Source organism: Gymnodinialimonas ceratoperidinii (assembly GCF_019297855.1).
GTDB lineage: Bacteria > Pseudomonadota > Alphaproteobacteria > Rhodobacterales > Rhodobacteraceae > Gymnodinialimonas > Gymnodinialimonas ceratoperidinii.
Window position 1 is genome coordinate 932,399 of record NZ_CP079194.1, and the last position, 20,811, is coordinate 953,209.

Consider the following 20,811-nt stretch of genomic DNA (forward strand, 5'->3'; position numbering starts at 1 on the left):
CCGCCGTCGAGGGGCTGGACGGCAGGCGCAGGCGCGCCATACTGGCGCAAACATCAGGGAGACCGACATGACTCGTTTTATCGCCGCCGCCTTGGCCGCAATGATGCCCCTCACCGCCGCCGCTGACGGGCATCTGCCTGATCTGGGCGGTCAGGAAGTCGTCGTTGTCACGGAAAACGCCTATCCGCCGCTGCAATTCGTCGATCCGGTCTCGGGCCTTCCGATCGGATGGGAATACGACGCGCTCAACATCCTGGCCGAGCGTCTGAACTTCACCCCGGTGATCGAGAACATCTCGTGGGACGCGATGATCCCGGCGATCTCGGAAGGTCAGTACGACATGGGCATGACCGGAATCACGATCCGCGAGGACCGCGACGAACTGGTCGACTTCTCGGTGCCCTACATGGTCAGCCAAATGCGGATGCTCGTGGCCGCGGATGAGACGCGGTTCACCGACGCCGAAAGCTTTGCCGCGGATGAGGATCTGCTGATCGGCACGCAGGCCGGTACGACGCCGTTCTACGTGGGCGTCTACGACGTGCTCGATGGAGACGAGGCCAACCCGCGGCTGGTGCTGCTGGAGACGATCCCGGCCGCCATTCAGGCGCTGATGGTCGGTGACGTGGACATGGTGCTGGCCGATAGCGCTGGGGGGCAGGGCTATGTGAGCGCCAATCCCGACCAGCTGCAGATGATCGGAGAGCCGCTCGGCACCGAGGAATTCGGCTTCATCTTCCCCAACGACAGCGAATTGACCGCCGCGATCAACGCCGGCATCGAAAGCATGCGCGAGGATGGTACGCTGGAAGAGTTGGACCAGCGTTGGTTCGTCGACTACGCCCTTGGCCAATAGAGGTTATTCGGCGCGCCGGGGCTGCCCGGCGCGTCGGTCTTGATGCTGTCTCCTTCCCCCCAAGATGATGATTTCCCGTGGTGGCTGGTCGCGTTGGCGGCCTTCGGCCTCTTTGCGCTATGGCAGCTGTGGACGAGCGACATCTACTGGCAGGTGCTCACGACGTTGAAGCGGGGCATCGTGATCACCGTGATCGTGACGCTGGTGGGCTTTGCCATCGCCAGCCTCGCGGGATTGGGCTTGGCGCTGATGAGCCTGTCGCGGCACCTGCTATTGCGTCAGGCAGCACGGCTCTACATCGAGGTCGTGCGCGGCGTGCCGATCATCGTGCTTTTGCTCTACGTGGCTTTCGTCTTCGCGCCGGGGATCGTTGCGGCCTACAACTGGGCCGCCGACGGGGTGGGGCTGGAGCCGATGCGCACGCGCGATTTCCCTCTGCTCTGGCGCGCCGTCATCGCGTTGGCGATCGGCTATTCCGCCTTCATCGCCGAGGTCTTCCGCGCCGGGTTGCAGTCGGTCGATCCGGGGCAGATCGAGGCTGCGAATGCGCTTGGGTTGAACCGATGGCATCGGTTTCGCCACATCGTCTTCCCGCAAGCGATCCGCACGATCCTGCCGCCCTTGGGCAATGACTTCGTAGCAATGGTGAAGGACAGCTCGCTCGTCTCTGTCCTTGGCGTTCTGGACGTGACGCAGTTGGGCAAGGTCACGGCGGCCTCCAACTTCCGCTATTTCGAGACCTATAACGTCGTGGCACTGGTCTACCTCACGATCACCGTGACCCTGTCTCTCCTGCTGCGGCGTCTGGAGCGGCGATTGCGGAAACAACATCGCAGCTAGGGGGTGTTGGCCGTCCTGATCTCGCCTATGTGTTGGGAAAAGGAGACAATGATGAAAAATGCCCTGCTGGAAACCTGGGACACGCCGTTCGGGATGCCGCCGTTCGCACAGATTTCAGATGAAGATTTCGGTCCCGCGCTGGAGGTCGCCCTCGAAGAGGGGCGCGCCCGGGTGAAAGCGATTGCCGAGCAGGCAGAGGCGCCGACCTTCGCCAATACCATCAACGCGCTGGAATTGGCGGACGAGACGCTGGACCGCGTCGCGGGCGTGTTCTTCAACCTTGCAGGCGCCGACGCGACGCCCGCGCGGGAAGCGCTGCAACGGGAATACGCCCCGAAATTCGCGGCTTACGCCTCCGAGATCACCAACAACGTGCAGCTTTTTGCGCGGATCGATGACCTGTGGCGCCGCCGTGATGCGCTGTCGCTGACCGACGAACAGGCTCGGGTGCTGGAGCTCACGCATCGCTCTTTCGTGCGGGCCGGCGCGGCTTTGCAGGGGGAGGACGCGGCGCGGCTGACCGAGATCAAATCGCGGCTCGCCGTGCTCGGGACCGAGTTCACGCAGAACCTTCTGGCGGACGAGCGTTCCTGGCACATGGACCTGGGCGAGGATGATCTTGGAGGCCTGCCGGATTTCGTCGTCAGCGCGGCACGCGCGGCGGGGGAGGAGAAGGGCGCAGACGGTCCTGTCGTCACCCTCTCGCGCTCGCTGATCGTGCCGTTTCTGCAATTCTCTCCCCGGCGTGACCTGCGCGAGAAGGCTTACCGGGCCTGGGCCGCGCGCGGCGCCAATGGCGGCGAGACAGACAACCTCGGGATCGCTGCCGAGACGCTGGCGCTGCGCGAGGAGCGGGCGAAGCTTCTGGGCTACAAGGATTTCGCGGCCTTCAAGCTGGAGACGGAGATGGCCGGCTCCGCGGACAAGGTGCGCGACCTCCTGATGGCTGTCTGGGAGCCCGCGAAAGCGCAGGCAGAGGCGGACGCCGAAAAGCTCGAGGCGATGATGGCCGAGGACGGCGTCAACGGTCCGCTGGAGCCTTGGGATTGGCGCTATTATTCCGAGAAGCGGCGCCGGGCCGAGCATGATCTGGATGAGGCGGAGCTCAAGCCCTACCTCTCGCTCGACGCGATGATCGCGGCGGCCTTCGACTGCGCGCACCGTCTGTTCGGCCTGTCATTCAAGCCCCTCGACATCCCGCTCTACCACGCGGATGCCCGCGCTTGGGAAGTGACGCGTGACGGGCGGCACATGGCGGTCTTCATCGGCGATTACTTCGCGCGCGGTTCCAAACGCTCCGGCGCGTGGTGCTCGGCCATGCGGTCGCAGAAGAAGCTCGGCGGCGAGACGCGGCCCATCGTGGTGAACGTCTGCAACTTCGCCAAGGGCGACCCGGCGCTGCTTTCCTATGACGACGCCCGCACCCTGTTCCACGAGTTTGGCCACGCCCTGCACCAGATGCTGAGCGACGTGACCTACGGCTCGATTTCCGGCACCTCCGTGGCGCGGGATTTCGTGGAACTGCCGAGCCAGCTTTATGAGCACTGGCTGGAAGTGCCGGAAGTTTTGGAGCGGTTCGCCGTCCACGTGGAGACGGGCGAGCCGATGCCCAAGGCGCTGTTGGAGCGGCTCTTGGCGGCGCAGACCTACGACATGGGTTTTGCCACGGTGGAATATGTCGCCTCGGCGCTGGTCGACCTCAACTTCCACGACGGCGCAGCCCCGGCTGACCCGATGCAATCCCAGACCGAGACGTTGGAGGCGATCGGGATGCCCCACGCCATCGAGATGCGCCACCGCACGCCGCAGTTCGCCCATGTCTTCTCGGGCGACGGCTATTCCAGTGGCTACTACAGCTACATGTGGTCCGAGGTCATGGACGCCGATGCCTTCGCCGCCTTCGAGGAGGCGGGCGGGCCCTTTGACCCGGCGCTTGCCAAGTCTCTGGAGGAAAACATCCTCTCCGCCGGTGGCAGCAAGGAGGCAGACACGCTTTACAAGGCGTTCCGTGGCCGGATGCCGGGCGTGGAGGCGCTGCTGAAGGGACGCGGGCTGGACAAGGTCGCCTAGGACGCGGCCAACCTATGCGTTGGCGCGGGCGAGGTCAGTCGAAGGTCTCGCCCTGCTCGACACCCCAGATGGCGTTGGCATCGACCCAACCCTGATAGCCGCCGACCTCCATCATGCACCAACCGGGCACGCATTCCTCCAGCCGTCCGGTGACGCCAATCTCGGCATGGGCGCGGACCGGGGAGGAGGGATCAGGGCGCGCATAGAGCGGGAGCATGTCGGTCTCGACGATCGCGGCGCGCTCACCGGACAGCAACGAATAATGCATCCAGCCGCCGGCGCCATCGCGGTCTACTACGCGGCGCCAATGGCCATGCTCGGCAACGATCATCATCGGCATGTTGCGACGGGTGAAAACCCAGTCGATTCGGTGGCTTCGCGACGGCCCGCGCCGGGCATTGCCCTCGGTCGCGCGCATGGTGACGTAGCGCGGCAAGGGATAGCCTGTCACCGGGCCGACGGCCCGTGCCGGGGCTGCGTCCTCGGATTGAGCAGACACGGTCAGGCTGTGAACAGAAAACAGGGCGAAAAGGGAGAATAGGCCGATCAATAAGATCCGCATGGGGGCTGCCTCGATTCATGGGGCGTGTGTCCGGCCCCGAATGTCCTCTGATGTCCCCGCGATCTTGCGCCTCGGGTGACGATAAGAGAGTGTCACGTGAGCAGACGAAAATCCACAAGACGGAGCCAACCCATGCCATCTCAGCGATTAAGTGTTGTCGTTACGCGACGGTTGCCCGAAGCGGTGGAAACCCGGATGAGCGAGCTGTTCGACGTGGAGCTGCGCGAGGAGGATCGCCCGATGAGCCGCGATGAACTGGTCGACGCGATGCGCCGCGCCGATGTGCTGGTGCCTTGCATCGCCGACAAGATCGACGGCGGCATGTTGGGACAGGCTGGAGACCGGCTGAAGCTGATTGCCAACTATGGCGCGGGGATCGATCACGTGGATGTCTCGACCGCACGGCAGCGGGGCATTCTGGTCTCGAACACGCCGGGCGTGATGACCGATGACACCGCCGATATGACGATGGCGCTGATCCTCGGCGTGCTGCGCCGGGTTCCCGAAGGTATGGCCGTGATGCAGGAAGGCAACTGGGCCGGATGGGCGCCTACAGCCTTCATGGGCGGGCGTGTCGGCGGCAAGCGTCTTGGCATCCTCGGGATGGGTCGGATCGGGCAGGCGGTCGCCCGCCGCGCCGCCGCTTTCGGGATGCAGGTGCATTACCACAACCGTCGCAGGCTCCACGAAGATATCGAGACTGCGCTCGAGGCGACCTATTGGGAAAGCCTCGACCAGATGATCGCACGGATGGACGTGATCAGCGTCAACTGCCCCCATACGCCGAGCACCTTTCACCTGATGAATGCGCGCCGTCTGAAGCTGATGAAGCCTGAAGCGGTGATCGTGAACACCTCGCGCGGGGAAGTCATCGACGAGAACGCCCTGACACGGATGCTGCGCTCGGGCGAGATCGCCGGTGCGGGTCTCGACGTCTTCGAGAAGGGCCGCGAGGTGAACCCCCGCCTGCGCGAGTTGTCCAACGTCGTGCTGCTGCCGCATATGGGCAGCGCCACCCGCGAGGGCCGCGCCGAGATGGGGGAGAAGGTGCTGATCAACATCAAGACCTTCGCTGACGGACACCGGCCGCCCGACCTGGTTGTGCCGAGCATGCTGTGACCGAACCGCGCGACTTCGTTCGGCCTGCACCGCCCTCGAAGACTGCGGGCAGCCGGTCTGCGTGGCGGTCCATTGCCTTTGCGATCCTTGGGGCCGTGGCGCTGGCGGTCGGTCTTCTGGACCTCACGCGCGGCGGCAGCGTGAACCCCGCCCTGCCGCCAGCCGAGGTCGCGGCGCAGGATATCGCCGTGGTCTCCGCAAGCGTCTATGTCTCGCTGCGCGCGATCAATGCCGCCCTCTCCGCCGCGCAGGAGGTGGAGATCGGTGCCTCCATCGGTGCGCAGGCCAGTTTCCAACCCCTGAAGGTGCTGGAACCCGTGGATGACACCGTCGAGAGGGTCGCTGACGTGGTCTTTGCCGTGGCCGCTGGCGCCGCCATGGTGACCGTGGGATTGGAGCCGGTGGCAGCAATCGGCCTTGTCGTTCTGGGCGCCGGGCTGATCGGGTTGGCCGGCGCGGGTTACGCTCCGAGCGCCTCGGTCGCGGCTGCAAGCTTGCGGGCCGTGCGCCTCGGCGCGGCGCTGGGCCTGATCCTGCCCCTCGTCTTTGCCGGAGGCGTCTGGCTTGGAGAGCGCGCGACGATGGTGCAATGGAACGACGCGGTCGGGCGATTGAATGCGGTGGCAGGCGAGGCGCAGGTTCTGATCGGCACCGCCGAGGCTGAAATGCTCGCAGACGCTCCCGAAGACAGCGGCTTCTTCTCGGGGCTGCTTGGCACGCTCAACGATGCCACCGCTTCGGTGCAGAGCTACGTCGCGGCGGCAGGCGTCTTCACGCAGCAGGCCGATGCGCTGTTCACGGCAACCCTGACGATTATCGGCATCTTCATCCTGCGCACGCTAGTCCTGCCGATCCTTCTCATGTGGTCCGTGATGGCCGTGCTGCGCAAAAGCATCGCGTGACTGCGGATCGGGCGGAGAGCCTACTGCGCTAGTTCCGGCTCAACCTGAAGGCCGCCCAACTCGGTGATCTTCTGCAGAACCTCTGCAACGCCGCGCCCGTGACGCAGAGAGCAGAACACGTAGGGCCGCGCGCCCCGGACCTTGCGGCAATCGCGTTCCATCACGTCGAGGGAGGCACCGACATGGGGGGCGAGGTCGATCTTGTTGATCACCAGAAGGTCCGACTTGGTGATCGCGGGTCCGCCCTTGCGCGGAATTTCCTCGCCGGCGGCGACGTCGATCACATAGACGGTCAGATCCGCGAGCTCCGGACTGAAGGTGGCCGAAAGGTTGTCTCCGCCGCTCTCGATCATCACGACCTGCAGGTCGCTGTGCCGCTTCTCCATCTCGGCGATGGCGGCAAGGTTGATCGAGGCGTCCTCCCGGATCGCCGTGTGGGGGCAGCCCCCCGTTTCGACGCCGATGATGCGGTCCTGCGGCAGGATCTGCATCCGCATCAGCGCTTCGGCGTCTTCCTGCGTGTAGATGTCATTCGTGATCACCCCGATGGAAAGCTGCGGATGCAGCGCCCGCGCGAGGGCGGCGGTGAAGGTCGTTTTCCCGGCCCCCACAGGGCCACCGATGCCGATCCGAAGAGGGCCGTTGAGTGTCGTCATGAGCGGAAGATCCTTGGCTGAAGCGCCTCGTGGCGCATGGCGGCGATGTCGGAGAGGAAGGCGGTGCTCTGCAGGTGGTCGAGGGTGGTCGAGGCCGTCTCGGTTGCGATCTGAAGGCACAGGGGAGAGAGGGCGGCCAGAACGCCTTGCCCCTCGGTCTGTCCAAGCGGCACGGCGCGGACGGCCGCCGAGACGAGGTTGGCCACGAAAGCCTGCAGGTACATCGCGGCTGTCGTGCCCGCGTCGATCTCGAGCCGCGCGGCGGCTGTTCCGACGGCGACAGGGTAGGGGAGGTCTACCCCGTCGCCGCCCCAGATCGCTGCGGTCGTCCTGCCAAATGCAGCACCTTGCAGCGATGTCTCCAACACGCGCTCGGCAGAGCCGGCAAAGGCCAGCGCGGCCGCGCCGATGTTCTCCAGCTCGCTCTCGGATCGGCTCCCATGCGCCGCACGGAGCAGGATGCAATCGTTGCGGCCTGTTCCGTGGCGCAGGATGTCCTCCAGCCAGCCTTGCAGGTCGTCGGCAGTCGCGATCGTGCCGTCCGTGATCGCCGTCTCCAGCCCGTGGGAATAGGCGAAGGCACCCACAGGAAAACCCGGAGACAGCCATTGGGCGAGCGTCAGGATGTTGCCTTCAATGGTCATGGGCCGTCGCGACATGTTCGTGGGAATGCGTGCGGCCGTGGCCATAGGCGCCCCCCTCGGGTGTGAACGGCGCCGTGACCGGCGTGACTGCCGCGCCAAGGTGTTCCAGCATGTGCCCGATCACCGGATCGGCTTGGATCAACAGGTGATCGGCACCGATCTGGCAGGGCGTGTGGCGGTTGCCAACGTGCCACGCGAGGCGGACTAGATCGGGGCCGGTGACACGGTAAAGCGCCTCTTGCGCGGCAGTGATCTCCACCAGCGTATCGTCCTCCAGCTTCAGCGCGTCGCCTTGGTCGAGGGATGTCGTCTGCGGCAGGTCCACGAGGAAGGGTTTCCCCCGCGCGGTGCTGAGCCGTTTGCGGCGGAGAAAGCGCGCGTCGTAGTCAAGCTCGCAACGCTCGGCGGGCCCGGACCATGTGCCGTTGCGGTAAAGCGTCTGTGCGATGGGGAGTGTTGTCATGGGGCCTCAGAACAGGAAGTAGCGCTGCGCCATCGGCAGGACGTCAGCGGGTTGGCAGGTGAGAAGTTGCCCATCGGCACGGACCTCGTAGGTTTCGGGATGCACCTCGATCTCAGGCAGCGCGTCGTTCAGAATCATGTCGGCCTTGCCGATGGCGCGCGTGTTCCTGACCGCGAGGGTTTGCTTGGCCAGTCCGAGCGTCTCGCGCAGACCATTGGCCTGCGCTGCCTGCGAGATGAAGCTGACGGAAGTATGCTGGCGCGCGGAGCCAAAGGCGCCGAACATCCGTCTTGTGTAGACGGGTTGCGGCGTCGGGATGGAGGCGTTGGGATCGCCCATCTGTGCCACCACGATGCATCCGCCCATCAGGACCATCTCGGGCTTAACACCGAAAAACGCCGGGTCCCACAACACCAGATCGGCGCGTTTGCCGACGCTGATATCGCCCAACACGTGGCTGACCCCTTGGGCAATCGCCGGGTTGATCGTGTATTTCGCAATGTAGCGCCGCACGCGCATATTGTCGTTGTCGCCGGTTTCCTCGGGCAGGGCGCCGCGCTGCTTCTTCATCTTGTCGGCGGTCTGCCAGGTGCGGATCAGCACCTCGCCCACCCGGCCCATGGCCTGACTGTCGGAGGCGATGATCGAGAAGGCACCGAGATCGTGGAGAATGTCCTCGGCGGCGATGGTCTCGCGCCGGATGCGGCTCTCGGCGAAGGCGATATCCTCGGGGATCGACTTGTCGAGGTGGTGGCACACCATCAGCATGTCGAGGTGTTCCTCCAGCGTGTTGGCGGTGAAGGGCCGCGTCGGGTTGGTGGAGGAGGGCAATACGTTCGCATCACCGCAGATCTTGATGATGTCCGGCGCATGGCCTCCGCCCGCGCCCTCGGTGTGGAAGGCGTGGATGGTGCGGCCCTTCATGGCGCCCACGGTATGCTCCACGAAGCCGCTCTCGTTCAGGGTGTCGGTGTGGATCATCACCTGAACGTCCATATCGTTCGCGACCGACAGGCAGCAGTCGATCGCGGCAGGCGTGGTCCCCCAATCCTCGTGCAGCTTCAGGGCGCAGGCGCCGCCTTGCACCATCTCGACCAGCGCCTCGGGTCGGCTGGCGTTGCCCTTGCCCGAGAGGCCGATATTCATCGTGATGCCGTCGAAAGATTGCAGCATCCGGCCGATGTGCCACGGTCCCGGCGTGCAGGTCGTCGCCAGCGTTCCGTGGGCCGGGCCCGTTCCGCCGCCGAAACAGGTGGTGACGCCAGAATGCAGCGAGTCCTCCATCTGCTGCGGGCAGATGAAATGGATGTGGCTGTCCATGCCGCCCGCCGTAAGGATGCGCCCCTCACCTGCGATGACTTCGGTGCCGGGGCCGACGACGATATCCACGCCGCTCTGCGTGTCCGGATTGCCCGCCTTGCCGATCGCGTGGATCAGCCCGTCCTTGAGCGCCACATCGGCCTTGTAAATGCCGGAATGATCCACGATCAGCGCATTGGTGATCACGGTATCCACGGCACCCTGCGCGCGGGTGGTCTGGCTCTGCCCCATGCCGTCGCGGATCACCTTGCCGCCGCCGAACTTCACCTCTTCCCCGTAGCGCGTCAGGTCGCGTTCGACTTCGATGATCAGGTCCGTATCGGCGAGGCGCAGCCTGTCGCCGGTTGTCGGGCCGTACATGGCAGCATATTGCGGGCGGGGAATTTCGACCGGCATCTACAGCGCTCCCATGATCTGCGCGTTGAAACCATAGACGTGTCGGCGCCCCCCGATGGGGATCAGCTGGACCTCGCGCCGCTGGCCCGGCTCGAACCGCACCGCCGTTCCGGCCGCGATGTCGAGCCGCCTGCCGCGCGCAGCCTCGCGGTCAAACGCCAGAGCCGGGTTGGTTTCGGCGAAGTGGTAATGGCTGCCCACTTGCACGGGCCGGTCCCCGGTGTTGGCCACGATCAGCGTGAGCGCTTCGGCCCCGGCGTTGAGGGTGATGGTCCCCTCGGCGGGCAATACCTCTCCGGGGATCATTTGCGGCCCCGGACACCGACAGCCAGCGCCGCCGCGATAACGAAGAGACCGCCGAGAAGCGGCAGATAGTAAGGATCGCCGGAGTGGTGATGCAGATGACCGGTGCCGTGAGCGGCGGCCGCACTGGCGAAGGCGAGGACGACAAGGGCGGACAGGACGGGTTTCATGGCAATTTCCTTGATGCGATCAGCGGATGGGATTGTGGACGGTGACCAGCTTGGTGCCGTCCGGAAAGGTGGCTTCGACCTGCACGTCGTGGATCATCTCGGCGATGCCCTCCATGCATTGGTCGCGGGTGATGACATGGCCCCCGGCCTCCATTATGTCGGCGACAGACCGCCCATCGCGTGCCCCTTCGACAACGGCGTCGGTGATCAGCGCGATGGCCTCGGGGTGGTTCAGCTTGACGCCGCGCGCCAACCGTTTGCGCGCCACCTCCGCGGCCATGGCGATCAGCAGTTTGTCCTTCTCGCGTGGACTGAGTTGCATTGGTCAAAGTCTCCATGACATCGGCAGATTGTTCCCGGAAAGGCGCTCCAGCACGGGGATCAACACGCGGCGAAGGCCCAAGCTGTCAGGCGCGAGGAGGCGCAGGACGAGCACGTCTTCGGTCAAAGGGCTCACCCCTGCGGTCTCTGGCAACATGGCCCTGAGGTCCGGCACGTGTCGGCTGACGTCGGGCGCGACCATCACCACGGACGCCATCGCCGTGGCGCCATTCGCGGTCGCGGCTTTCTGCAGGTGCGCAGCCACGTCGCCGTGCAAATCCATGCCATCAAGGTAGAGAGGCCGCCCCGCGCGGAGGATCCTGATCCGGTCTTGGAAGGCGACCTCTCTCAAGCTTTCACCCATGGCGGTACGACCAAAGGCGAAAGGCTCGACCATCAGCAGGCGTGCTTCGGTATCGAGAGAAATCTCCAACCGACGCCGCAGATTGCAGCGGTCAAAGAGGATCAGCTCTTGCGGCAACCAGTTGAGGCACGCGCCATTCCGGACGGTCAATCGCGTCGAGATATGCCCGACCTCACCGGGTTGAGCCTGATAGGCGCGCTCGGCTGCCTGCGTGGTAAGGGTCAGCGCCGCATCTTCCTCGACGCAGACATCCAGATCGAAACGATCGCCGCCCGTCACGCCGCCTGCCGTGTTCACCATCACGGCCTCGGTGCCGCGCCCGTAGGATCTTGGAAAGACCAGTTTCGTAGCCCCCGCCTGACGCAGGTTCGCGATCTGCGTCCGTCCCGTGATGCCAGCGCGGACCGACAGCGCCGCCGAACCAATGGCCCGAGGTTGCACGCCGGAGCAGTCTCGCAAATCTATGGCTGGACGAACGGTGATCGCGGGCTCCCGAGGCTCATTTCTCGGTCCCGTGTTCATCACAGGAGACGGCGAAAGTGCATCGCGGGAGGCGCGGAAAGGCTCAATCTTGCGGAGGGGTGACCGCTTTTTGAGCGAGGTCGCCAAGAGTGCCCATCATTTCAGCGATACTTGCGCAGGTGTCAGAGCAGTCGAGAGACCACGTGAGCGCGTTGCCATGGCCGGGTGGGGGCAAAGCTGAGGGACTTAAGGAAAATGGCTGGGGTGGTAGGATTCGAACCTACGATACACGGTACCAAAAACCGATGCCTTACCGCTTGGCTACACCCCAACTGTGCCGGAGGGGATACGACGCACCGGGGCAGGGATCAAGACCCAGTTTGCGTTTTTCCGCGTAGTTATTTTGCTATTCCTGCGGGGCTTCACGGCGGAGGAGGTCATCGTCGGGCAGGGCTTCGCGCTCGGCCTCGATGATCTCCTTCAAGGCGGCGTCCTCGTCGGTGCCGACATTCTGGACCTCGACCTGCGCCGGGGCGGCGGTGGGCTTGGCCGGAGCGCTGGTATCAAGCTCGGAGGCTTCCGCGCCGATCAGGCGATAGGTGGGCTCTGGCAGGGCGATGCCGGCCTCTTCCAGACGGGCCTTCACGACCCGGATCGCCTCGCCCTTGGCCATGCCGATCCCGGTCTCGTGCTGCCTGATCCACCCCGCCGCGGTGATGTCGATGGTCGAGGCACCGAGCCCTTCGACCCATACGGCCGGGCCGGGGGCGTCGAGCAGGAACGGCAGCTCTCCAAGCGCCGCGAGGATGATTCGCTGCGCCTCGGAAATGTCCGCGTTGGGGTCGATGCCGACGAGAAAGGTGAAGCGGCGCTCGTCGTTGCGCGTGTAATTGATGATCTTCGCCTTGAAGACTGTCGAGTTGGGAATCCGGATGTGGTTGCCGTCCGGGCTGAGCAGGATCGTCGCGCGGCTGGTGAGCCGGATCACGTGGCCGAGGTCGCCCTCGATCTCGACCAGATCCTTGGGCCGGAACGGTTGCCGGATCGAGAGCATGATGGAGGAGATGAAGTTCTCTACCGTGTCGCGCACCGCGAAGCCGATGGCGAGGCCGACGATCCCCGCAGCGCCGAGGATCGTGCCGAGCAGCGCCGTGGCGTTCAGCAAATCGAGCGCCAGCACGATGCCGATGACGACAAAGGCCAGCCGCACGATCTGGCGGTAGATATCGGCGATGAAGGCATTGGGGGCGATCCGGTCCCAGGGCCACTTGAGCCGCGCGAGCCAGAACCCGAAGATGATGATCAATCCGCCGGCGCTCAACGCGACGAGGATCAGAGGCGAGAAGGCGATGGTTTGCGCGATTCGCTCCTGCATCCGCTCGACCGCGGGGTTGAGGCGCTCCACCACGTCCGTGCTTTCGGACACGGTGTTCTCGATCGCGACGACCCCTTCGACGCGCGCGACAAGGTCATTCAGGGCGGTGATGCGGGTGGCGTCGACCACGGTGCCGCGCAGGGTCACGATGCCGCTGGACACCGTGGCGCGGACGTCGTCATAGCCCTCGAGTTGGCCGAGGATCGCCATGATCCGGTCGCGGACCGCGAAATCCTGCGCCCGGTCGCTCTCCACCGCGATGGTGCCATCGGGTTGGCCGCCGTCGGTCTGCGCCACGACCGGGCCGCCGAGCGCGATGGCGAGGAGCGTGGCGAGAATGGGGTGCAGGAGGCGGCGCATCACAGGCGTACCGGGTTTGCCTTGGCCACGGCGTCCAAGGCCATCAGGGTGTTGATGACCTCGGCCATATCGTCGAGCCGGATCATGTTCGGACCATCGGAGGGCGCGTTGTCCGGGTCCTCGTGGGTCTCGAGGAAGACCCCGCCGATGCCAAGCGCCACGGCGGCGCGGGCAAGTACCGGCGCGAACTCGCGTTGCCCGCCGGAGGAGCCGCCCAGTCCGCCCGGCTGCGCGACGGCGTGGGTCGCGTCCATCACCACCGGGTAGCCTGTCTTCGCCATCTCCGGCAGCGCGCGCATATCTGCCACAAGCGCGTTATAGCCGAAGGAGACACCACGCTCCGTCAAAAGGAGCCTCTCGTTGCCGGTGCTCGCAACCTTTTCGGCGACGTTCTGCATGTCCCACGGCGCCAGAAACTGCCCCTTCTTGATATTGATCGCGGCACCGGTTTCACCCGCCGCAAGCAGCAGGTCTGTCTGGCGACACAGGAAGGCAGGGATCTGCAGGATATCGACAGCCTCGGCCACGGGGGCGCATTGATCGGGGGCGTGGATGTCGGTCAGGACCGGGCAGCCGAATTCCTCTCGGATATCGGCCAGGATCTGCAATCCTGCCTCCATCCCGAGCCCGCGCTTGCCTTTGAGCGAGGTGCGGTTGGCCTTGTCATAGCTGCCCTTGAAGACGAACTGGGCGCCGGCATCGGCGCAGACCTTGGCCATGTGGCTTGCGATCATCCGGGCGTGATCGAGGCTTTCGAGCTGGCAAGGCCCCGCGATCACCAACAAGGGTGCGGCGTTCGAGACGCTCAGCGATCCAATCTCAACCGTTTTCATCTGCAGGTCCCCCGGGGCCATGGCCCCGGGCCGCGCGGGATCAGGAGCTAACCTGTTCGCGCAGGATCGAGGCAGTCATCGATATCAGAAGGTAGATGCCAGAAAAGACGATAAGTGCAAGCAGCGTCTTCTCGAATGCCTTGGGGTAGGCGGCCTCGTCCGGGGCGACGGGGAACACGCCCATCGAGATGTAGAGCGACTGCCGGTTCGCTTCCGAACGTGCCGATTCCATCGCCTGCAACGCCTCGGTCAGCATCAGTTGGCGCGTCTCGAGATCGGCCTGGGCGATGACCAGCTCTGATTGGATGCGCGCGAGCGACACCTCTCCCTGGGCTTCCTCGGTCAGAGAGGCCCGCAGGCCCGCGATCACCGCCTCGTAGCGGGCGATGTTGGCCTCTGCCACCTGCACGCGGGTCGCGTTGGGACGCGAGGCGGCGTTGATCTCGGCCAAGCGCAAACGCTCCTCGGCCAGTTGCATTTCAAAGGCGGCGATCTGGCTGAAAACCTGGTTCACTTCGGCTTCCGCAGAGAGGACGCCGCGCTGCTCCTGCAGCTCCAGCACGCGCATCTGAGCCTGCAGCGAGCGTTCCTCTGCCTCCTGAAAGCCTTCGCGCGCACCGGCCATCTGATCTTCGCGCAGACGCGACGACATCTGGTCAACCCGCTCCTCGGCGTAGGTGATCAGCGCTTCGGAGAATGCCTGCGACACGGCGGGATCGGCGGCCAGAACCTCCATCCGGATCAAGCCTTCCGTGGGATCATAGCCGATCGTCAGGTTGCGCAGGTAGGTGCTGTACATCTGCTCGTCCGAGGCGTCCGGCGCCAAGCGGACCAGCGGGTCGATATCCTCGCCCGAGAAATGCTCGCGGAAGTTCAGTTCCTCGTCGAGCCGCAGCATCGCTTCGCGGCTTTCGAGATAGCTCTGAACGGTGATCGATTCCTGAACCGTGGCGAAACTGGTGCCGCCCAGAAGCCCGCCTAGCCCGCTGCCTCCGGCCGAGGATTCGGCCTTCTGGATCACAAACTCGGTGTTCGTGGCGTAAAGCGGCGTGGCGACAGCGTAGTAGTAATAGCTGACCAGCATCGTGGGCAGGAAGACGAACAACGCCAGACGTGTGGCGAGTTGGATCAGCTTGCGACGGCGGCGGTTCGCGATATCGCGCTGCACGTTCATGATCTCGGAGGCCCGAGATTCCGGGGTGTGGGTAATGCCCGCCGGCGGCTGCGGTGCGACCTGCGTTGCAGGCACCTGAGCGGTCGCGGCGCGGACCGGCAGAGTGTTGCCTCCGGCAGCACCGGCATCGGCGCCCTTCTGCGCCTCGTTCACCACCAGTTCCAGCATGTTGGACTGGCCAAAGGGATCGATGCCGCGCATCCGCAACTGGCGCACGGCGTCAAAGTCGGAGGAGGGGCTGAGCCCGTGTTTCTGTGCCGCTCGCCGCGCCATGCGCAGCTGCCGTCCGGTCAGTCCTTCGGACCGGATCGCAGCCAGTTCGGCTTCGGCGGATTGCGGCGCGCTGCCTTGGGGGGCGCTGCGTGCTCGGTCCGCGGCGGCAGAGCCGGGCAGGGCCATGTCCCCGAACCCATCTTCCGTTTTGTTGGGCAGGCTGGTGTCCTCGGGCGTCACGTCCTTCGGCGCGTCGGGCGCGGCCGCCGCGCGGCGCGGAGCCTGTTCTGCGGAGGTGTCTGCCGCGGCCGTGCGCATGCTGGCTGCGGCCGCTGCCGCCGAAGCTGCCGCGTCGGGCGCGCCATCGGTGCCCGTCGCGCGACTATCACCGCCCGGGCCCGCGCCGTCCGTGCGGCGAATGCGGAATTTTCTAGCCTTGGGTTTGGTAGTCATAAAGCTGCTTCGCCTCTTCCAGCGTGTCGAACTGATACAGTTTTCCGTCCCGAAGGACAGCGGCGCGACGCGCAAATTTTTCTAGCGTGGTGGCTTGGTGGGACACGATCACGACAGTTGAATTCTTCATGCGTTCCGCAAGGATGCCGCCTGCGCGGCGGTTGAACTCGGCGTCCGTCGAACTCGGCATGCCTTCGTCGATCAGGTAGATATCAAACTCCAGCGCCAAAAGCAGCGAGAAGTTGAATCGCGCCTTCATGCCGCCGGAATAGGTGCCGACGGGCATATCGAAATATTCCTCGATCCCGCAGACCCACCGGCAGAAGGCTTCCACGTAGTCGGGGTCGAGCCCGTAGAGCTGCGCGATGTAACGCGCGTTTTCCTTGGCCGAGAGCTTGTTGAGGATGCCACCCATGAAGCCGAGCGGAAACGAGATCCGGGCGTTGCGGGTGATCGTGCCTTCGTCGGGCTTTTCCAGCCCGCACATCATCTTGATGAGGGTCGTCTTGCCGGTGCCATTGGGGGCCAGGATGCCCATCGAATAGCCAATGTCGACGCGGAACGAGGCTCGGTCGAGGATCACCTTTCGGCGCTCACCGGTCCAAAAGGACTTCGATACTCCCGAGAACTCCAACATTATTACTGCCGCCCAATTTGCCTGCCCGGTGCGTCCTGTCTTGGATGCGAGACGTCACCATTGTGGAAACATACCGCCCCATTAGGGCAGTATTATGTCCATTTCCCCATCAATCACAGGGAATTTTCAAACAATTGAGCAATCCCCCGCGCCGGGTGGCACGGGGGATGCGGGCTCAGAGCTCTTGCTTCTGGACGCGTGTCAGCTTGCCCGACAGGATCGATACGGCAGCTGCACCGAAGGAGAACAGCGCACCCATCTTCGCCGCGTCCTGCACCGGGCCGGGATCGAAGGCGACCGCGGCCACGAAGAGCGAGACGGTGAAGCCGATGGCCGCGACGAAGCCGATCACCACGAGGTCAATCAGGCGCATGCCCTGTGGCAGCCCCAACCGGAGGGGCTTTGCCGCGAGCCATCCGAACAGGAAGATGCCGACCGGCTTGCCGATGAGAAGACCGGCCAGAACCAGCCACGTCGCCTCGCCCATGGCCGAGAAGGCCACGCCCGCGTTCATCAGGCCGAACAGGCCAAGGATGATCTCGACCGGGTATTTCAGCGCATGTTCCATGGTGTTGAGAAGGTCGTGCAGATGCTCTTCCGCCGCCGAGAACAGGCCGAAAGCGCGGTCGGCGTGGGGGATCGTCGGCACGATGGGCAGCAGGCCAAGGGCCGGGTGCAGGCCCGACATCATGAAGCCGTACCAGCTGAGGCAGCCCGCGATGGCGTAGGGCCAGAACGTCAGCTTCTGGCGCACCCAAGTGGAGCGGCGACGCACCTGGTCGCCTCGGTCGAGGTAGCGGGGCAGCCAGTTGGCCAGGAGAAACACACCAAGGGCGGCGCCGAAGGAGAGCAGCAACCAGACCGGTGCGAGTTCGCCCGACGGATAGAAAATCGCGAGGATCAGCAAGCCTGCCGCGTCATCGGCAATCGCCAGAAGCAACAGGAAGCGGACGGCCGGGTGACCGGCGCCGAAGACCATGCGCCCGACGAGGTAGGAGAAGGCGATGTCCGTGGCGGTGGGGATCGCCCATCCGTTTGCCACAGCGTCATAGGTCGAAGAGCCAAGGAAATAAGCGATGCCGAGGTAGATCGAGATCGGGCCGACCATACCGCCGAGGGTCGCCACGAGGGGCGTCGCCGCCTTCTTGCCGCGCAACGAGCCGTTCTTGAGGATCACGGCCTCCCAGACCTCTTTCGCCGCGATGGCGAAGAACAGCGCCATGAGGACGTCGTTCACGAGGTAGTGGAGCGTCAGGGTCCGTACGACATGGCCGTGGCCGTCATCATGCAGGTGGCCGATCGGGCCATCCTCCCAGATCACGAACTCGGTGAAGTGGTGATAGCTGGTGATGTCGATATTCGCCCAGATCAGCGCGATGACCGCGCCCGAGATCAAAAGCAGCGAATAACCGGTGATGAAGTTCCAAACCCGATACATGTCCGTCCCCGTTTTTTCGTTCAAAGGTGATTAACGAATGGGGGCCGGGGCGTCCATAACTAAGCGACGAAACTCCACGCAATCCCTGCGATTACGGCACCGGAAAGCGCAAGGGCGAGGTAGGCCACGAAGATACGCGGCTTCACGAGGGCCCAGACGGCCACCGCCGCGGGGATGCAGCTGACGCCGCCTGCAACCATGAAGGCCATGCCGGCACCGGGGCTCATGCCCTGCTCCATCAGGCCGCCGACCAGTGGCACCGCCGCATAGCCGTTGAGGTAAGCCGGAGCGCCGACCAGCGCGCCGATCAGGATTGGCATCAGACCGTCGCCGCCGATGACCTGCGCGATCAGGTCTGCGGGCACATAGGAAATCAGGAGCGATTGCAGGAGGTAGGCGAACATCAGCCATTTGCCGAGGAACAGCAGATTGTCCCAAGTCGTGCGCCCGAAGGTCGATCGGCGGTCCGCGTCCTGCCAGAACTTCCAGTTCAGCGTCAGCTTCTTGCCGCTGCAGCAGCCAGCGCTAGCCGGTTGCGCGCGCAGCGGGTCGGCGAAAACGGCGCTGTTGGCCAGCATCTTGACGGTAAAGCCGCCCATGATCCCCAGGCCCACGGCCGCGATTGTCTTGGCTACGGCGAAGTCAAAGCCGATGCCGCCCGCGGTGATCGAGAACATCGCGGGATCCATCAGCGGCGAGGCCAGCCAGAAGGCCATGACCGCGCTCAAGGGCGCGCCGGCGGCAAGGAGGGCGGCGACGAAGGGAATGACCTGGCAGGAGCAGAAGGGGGAGAGGCCGCCGACAAGCGCGCCCATCACGATCATCCGCATCTCGCGGCCCTGAAACGCGCCATCGAGCAGGCGCTCTGAGCCGGTGGCCTTCATGTAGCCGATGGCAAGCACGGCAAAGAGGATGAAGGGCAGGGTGCCCCAGAAGTGCTCGAGCGTTTCCTCAATCGTCGGCACCACGGCGGGCCGGTCGAAGATGGCGAGGACGAGCAGGATCAACGCGCCGGTCAAGGCGACGCGGTCGATCCGGCCCCAAAGGCTCGGCAACAGGCGGGGCGAGAGGGATTGATCAGTCATGGGTGTGTCCGTGTCCGTTTTCCAGATGCTCCCAACCCACGTCCGCGCAGCATTCCGCCACGAGAAACGCCGAGAGCGCGTTGATTGCCGGGAGGTCGATGCTCGACAGGATGCGCCGACCGTCTTTTCGTTGTTTCACCAATCCCGCCGAAACAAGCTGCTTGAGATGATGCGTGAGGACCGAGCCGGTGACGCCCACGTCACGGCCCAGGTCCCCCATCGGCAACCCGGCGGGTCCCGCGCGAACGAGGCGTCGCACGATGGCAAGCCGTTGCTCGGACCCGAGCGCCGCGAAGGCCGTTGCGGCGAGGGTGATCTCGGGGAGGGGCGGTGTGGTCTGTTTCATATTTCTATATTTATAGAAATGAAGAATTGTAGTCCAGCCCCCTTTCGCCCCTGCAAATGCTGCCTAGATAGGCGCCATGGATATCGCCAAGCAGATCACCGGCTGCCAGCTCTGCGCGGAGCGATTCGCGCTGACCAAGACGCGCCACGTCCCGCGCCCGGTGGTCTGGTTCCGCCCAAGCGCGCGCATCCTGATCGCAGGACAGGCGCCCGGCGCGCGGGTCCATAACTCGGGGCGACCTTTCACCGACCCCTCAGGGGATCGCCTGCGGGACTGGATGGGCGTGGACAAGGCCATCTTCTACGACCGCGACCAGATCGCGATCCTGCCCATGGCCTTCTGTTTTCCCGGCTATGACGCGAAAGGGTCCGACCTGCCGCCGCCGAAAATCTGCGCGCGCACCTGGCGTGCGCCGCTGCTGGAGGCGTTGGGAGACGTTCGGCTCACGTTGCTGGTCGGCGGCTATGCCCAGGCGTGGCATCTGGGAGACAAGTCGACGGTGACAGCCCGGGTGGCCGCGTGGCGCGAGCACGGCCCGGATGTCTTCCCCTTGCCTCATCCCTCGTGGCGCAATACCGCGTGGCTCAAACGCAATCCGTGGTTCGAGGAGGAGCTTTTGCCCGTCCTGCGCGCCCGAGTGGCAGAGGAATTATCGCGATGACACCTTTGGATGAATCTTTCGCAGCCATGGAGGCCGCCCCGGAGGACGCCAAGGCGCGGCTCGCCTGGTTCGACCGCCTCGCCGCGTCCGAGATGTTCCTGTTGCTCGACGAAGAGGCCGAAGGCGAGAGCATCAAGCCGAAGGTGTTCTCGGTCGAGGGGGCGGACCTTGTCGTGGCCTTCGACCGGGAGGAACGGCTCGCGGCTTTCGCCGGAAAGATCGCGCCTTTCGTCGGCATGTCCGGCCGGGTCATGTCAGGGATGTTGGCGGAGGCCGGGTTGGGGCTTGCCGTCAACCTCGGCACGGATTTCGAGACGGTACTGGAGGGCGAGGCTGTCGAATGGCTGTCGGGCACCTTGGCGCAGGCGCCGGAGACCGTGGAAGACCGCCCCGACGAGGTGTTGCCGCCGCAGGGTCTGCCCGAGACGCTGCTGACCGCGCTGGATGCGCGCCTTGCAACAACCCACGGCCGCGCCGCGCTGGCCTATCTCGTGGCCACCGGCTACGACGACGGCCGCCGCGGGCATTTGCTGGCTTTTGTCGATGCGGTGGACGGCTACGAGGGTGCCTTGGCGCAACTGGTGGGTGACGCCCTCAGCTTCTCGGGGCTGGAAGCCGGCAGCCTCGACGTCGGGTTCTTCCGCGCGTCGGACCCGATGTGCGCGACTTTTGCGAAGGTTGGATTGCGGTTCGACCTGCCGCAACCGGCAGAGCCCGCAGTGCCCTCGGCGCCCGGGCGCGATCCCGAGAAGCCGCCGCGTTTGCGGTGAGGGTGGCCGGGGGCCAGC

The 20,811-nt window shown here is 65.0% G+C and carries 23 protein-coding genes and 1 tRNA gene; 7 read left to right on the forward strand and 17 right to left on the reverse strand.

The window, feature by feature from the left end:
• Positions 1–67 precede the first annotated feature (67 nt).
• The 3 genes from KYE46_RS04565 to KYE46_RS04575 are packed head-to-tail and all read left to right on the forward strand — an operon-like array spanning position 68 to position 3,766.
• On the forward strand, positions 68–856 hold the full coding sequence (locus KYE46_RS04565) for a substrate-binding periplasmic protein (RefSeq protein ID WP_219003775.1): 789 nt from the start codon (positions 68–70) through the stop codon (positions 854–856).
• 42 nt (positions 857–898) lie between these two features.
• Complete coding sequence (locus KYE46_RS04570) at positions 899–1,696, forward strand: amino acid ABC transporter permease (RefSeq protein WP_219003776.1); 798 nt, start codon at positions 899–901, stop codon at positions 1,694–1,696.
• A gap of 51 nt (positions 1,697–1,747) precedes the next feature.
• Positions 1,748–3,766 carry a M3 family metallopeptidase gene (locus tag KYE46_RS04575; RefSeq protein WP_219003777.1) on the forward strand — a complete coding sequence of 673 codons (2,019 nt, stop codon included), beginning with the start codon at positions 1,748–1,750 and terminating at the stop codon, positions 3,764–3,766.
• A 34-nt stretch (positions 3,767–3,800) separates the two neighbouring features.
• On the opposite strand, the gene KYE46_RS04580 is transcribed toward KYE46_RS04575, so the two are convergent.
• Positions 3,801–4,328 (reverse strand): SH3 domain-containing protein, encoded by a 528-nt coding sequence (locus tag KYE46_RS04580; RefSeq protein WP_219003780.1) that lies wholly within the window; start codon positions 4,326–4,328, stop codon positions 3,801–3,803.
• Between the two features lie 132 nt (positions 4,329–4,460).
• On the opposite strand from KYE46_RS04580, the gene KYE46_RS04585 reads away from it, so the two are divergent.
• Together KYE46_RS04585 and KYE46_RS04590 are read left to right on the forward strand one after the other, a co-directional pair.
• Entirely contained in the window at positions 4,461–5,447 is a 987-nt protein-coding gene (locus tag KYE46_RS04585; protein WP_219003782.1) for a 2-hydroxyacid dehydrogenase, read from the forward strand.
• On the forward strand, positions 5,444–6,349 hold the full coding sequence (locus KYE46_RS04590; protein ID WP_247716913.1) for a hypothetical protein: 906 nt from the start codon (positions 5,444–5,446) through the stop codon (positions 6,347–6,349). Before KYE46_RS04585 ends, KYE46_RS04590 begins: the two co-directional genes overlap by 4 nt.
• 20 nt (positions 6,350–6,369) lie before the next feature.
• Here the strand turns inward: KYE46_RS04590 and ureG are convergent, their stop codons facing one another.
• The 16 genes from ureG to KYE46_RS04670 all read right to left on the reverse strand — a co-directional run bounded on the left by ureG (position 6,370) and on the right by KYE46_RS04670 (position 19,362).
• Positions 6,370–7,005, reverse strand: a complete 636-nt coding sequence (ureG, locus tag KYE46_RS04595) for an urease accessory protein UreG (protein WP_219003784.1) — start codon at positions 7,003–7,005, stop codon at positions 6,370–6,372.
• On the reverse strand, positions 7,002–7,649 hold the full coding sequence (locus KYE46_RS04600; RefSeq protein WP_219003786.1) for an urease accessory protein UreF: 648 nt from the start codon (positions 7,647–7,649) through the stop codon (positions 7,002–7,004). The genes ureG and KYE46_RS04600 overlap by 4 nt, the downstream gene beginning before the upstream one ends.
• Positions 7,639–8,112: an urease accessory protein UreE gene (locus KYE46_RS04605; protein ID WP_219003788.1), complete on the reverse strand. Its 474-nt coding sequence runs from the start codon at positions 8,110–8,112 to the stop codon at positions 7,639–7,641. Before KYE46_RS04605 ends, KYE46_RS04600 begins: the two co-directional genes overlap by 11 nt.
• A gap of 6 nt (positions 8,113–8,118) precedes the next feature.
• Positions 8,119–9,828, reverse strand: a complete 1,710-nt coding sequence (ureC, locus tag KYE46_RS04610) for an urease subunit alpha (RefSeq protein WP_219003790.1) — start codon at positions 9,826–9,828, stop codon at positions 8,119–8,121.
• Positions 9,829–10,134, reverse strand: coding sequence for an urease subunit beta (locus KYE46_RS04615; RefSeq protein WP_219003793.1), 306 nt, complete (start codon positions 10,132–10,134; stop codon positions 9,829–9,831).
• Positions 10,131–10,301, reverse strand: a complete 171-nt coding sequence (locus KYE46_RS04620) for a hypothetical protein (protein WP_219003795.1) — start codon at positions 10,299–10,301, stop codon at positions 10,131–10,133. Before KYE46_RS04620 ends, KYE46_RS04615 begins: the two co-directional genes overlap by 4 nt.
• A 19-nt stretch (positions 10,302–10,320) precedes the next feature.
• Entirely contained in the window at positions 10,321–10,623 is a 303-nt protein-coding gene (locus KYE46_RS04625) for an urease subunit gamma (protein ID WP_219003797.1), read from the reverse strand.
• A 3-nt stretch (positions 10,624–10,626) separates the two neighbouring features.
• The gene (locus KYE46_RS04630) at positions 10,627–11,427 is read right to left on the reverse strand and encodes an urease accessory protein UreD (protein ID WP_247716914.1); all 801 of its coding nucleotides are present in this window, start codon (positions 11,425–11,427) and stop codon (positions 10,627–10,629) included.
• A 277-nt stretch (positions 11,428–11,704) separates the two neighbouring features.
• Positions 11,705–11,779 (reverse strand) — tRNA-Gln (locus KYE46_RS04635).
• Between the two features lie 75 nt (positions 11,780–11,854).
• On the reverse strand, positions 11,855–13,183 hold the full coding sequence (locus KYE46_RS04640; protein ID WP_219003802.1) for a mechanosensitive ion channel family protein: 1,329 nt from the start codon (positions 13,181–13,183) through the stop codon (positions 11,855–11,857).
• Complete coding sequence (gene kdsA / locus KYE46_RS04645) at positions 13,183–14,016, reverse strand: 3-deoxy-8-phosphooctulonate synthase (protein WP_219003804.1); 834 nt, start codon at positions 14,014–14,016, stop codon at positions 13,183–13,185. Before kdsA ends, KYE46_RS04640 begins: the two co-directional genes overlap by 1 nt.
• Before the next feature lie 40 nt (positions 14,017–14,056).
• On the reverse strand, positions 14,057–15,856 hold the full coding sequence (locus KYE46_RS04650; protein WP_219003805.1) for a KpsE/RkpR family capsule polysaccharide export protein: 1,800 nt from the start codon (positions 15,854–15,856) through the stop codon (positions 14,057–14,059).
• Complete coding sequence (locus tag KYE46_RS04655; protein WP_219003806.1) at positions 15,834–16,493, reverse strand: ABC transporter ATP-binding protein; 660 nt, start codon at positions 16,491–16,493, stop codon at positions 15,834–15,836. Before KYE46_RS04655 ends, KYE46_RS04650 begins: the two co-directional genes overlap by 23 nt.
• A 175-nt stretch (positions 16,494–16,668) precedes the next feature.
• Positions 16,669–17,931, reverse strand: coding sequence for a Na+/H+ antiporter NhaA (locus tag KYE46_RS04660; protein ID WP_219003807.1), 1,263 nt, complete (start codon positions 17,929–17,931; stop codon positions 16,669–16,671).
• Positions 17,932–17,990: 59 nt separating this feature from the next.
• A complete protein-coding gene (locus tag KYE46_RS04665; protein ID WP_219003808.1) occupies positions 17,991–19,016 on the reverse strand; it encodes a permease in 1,026 nt (341 codons plus the stop codon).
• On the reverse strand, positions 19,009–19,362 hold the full coding sequence (locus KYE46_RS04670; protein ID WP_219003809.1) for an ArsR/SmtB family transcription factor: 354 nt from the start codon (positions 19,360–19,362) through the stop codon (positions 19,009–19,011). Before KYE46_RS04670 ends, KYE46_RS04665 begins: the two co-directional genes overlap by 8 nt.
• A gap of 76 nt (positions 19,363–19,438) precedes the next feature.
• On the opposite strand from KYE46_RS04670, the gene KYE46_RS04675 reads away from it, so the two are divergent.
• Both KYE46_RS04675 and KYE46_RS04680 read left to right on the forward strand, forming a co-directional pair.
• Positions 19,439–20,023: a uracil-DNA glycosylase family protein gene (locus KYE46_RS04675; RefSeq protein ID WP_219003810.1), complete on the forward strand. Its 585-nt coding sequence runs from the start codon at positions 19,439–19,441 to the stop codon at positions 20,021–20,023.
• The gene (locus KYE46_RS04680) at positions 20,020–20,793 is read left to right on the forward strand and encodes an SseB family protein (protein ID WP_428845073.1); all 774 of its coding nucleotides are present in this window, start codon (positions 20,020–20,022) and stop codon (positions 20,791–20,793) included. The genes KYE46_RS04675 and KYE46_RS04680 overlap by 4 nt, the downstream gene beginning before the upstream one ends.
• Positions 20,794–20,811: the final 18 nt, after the last annotated feature.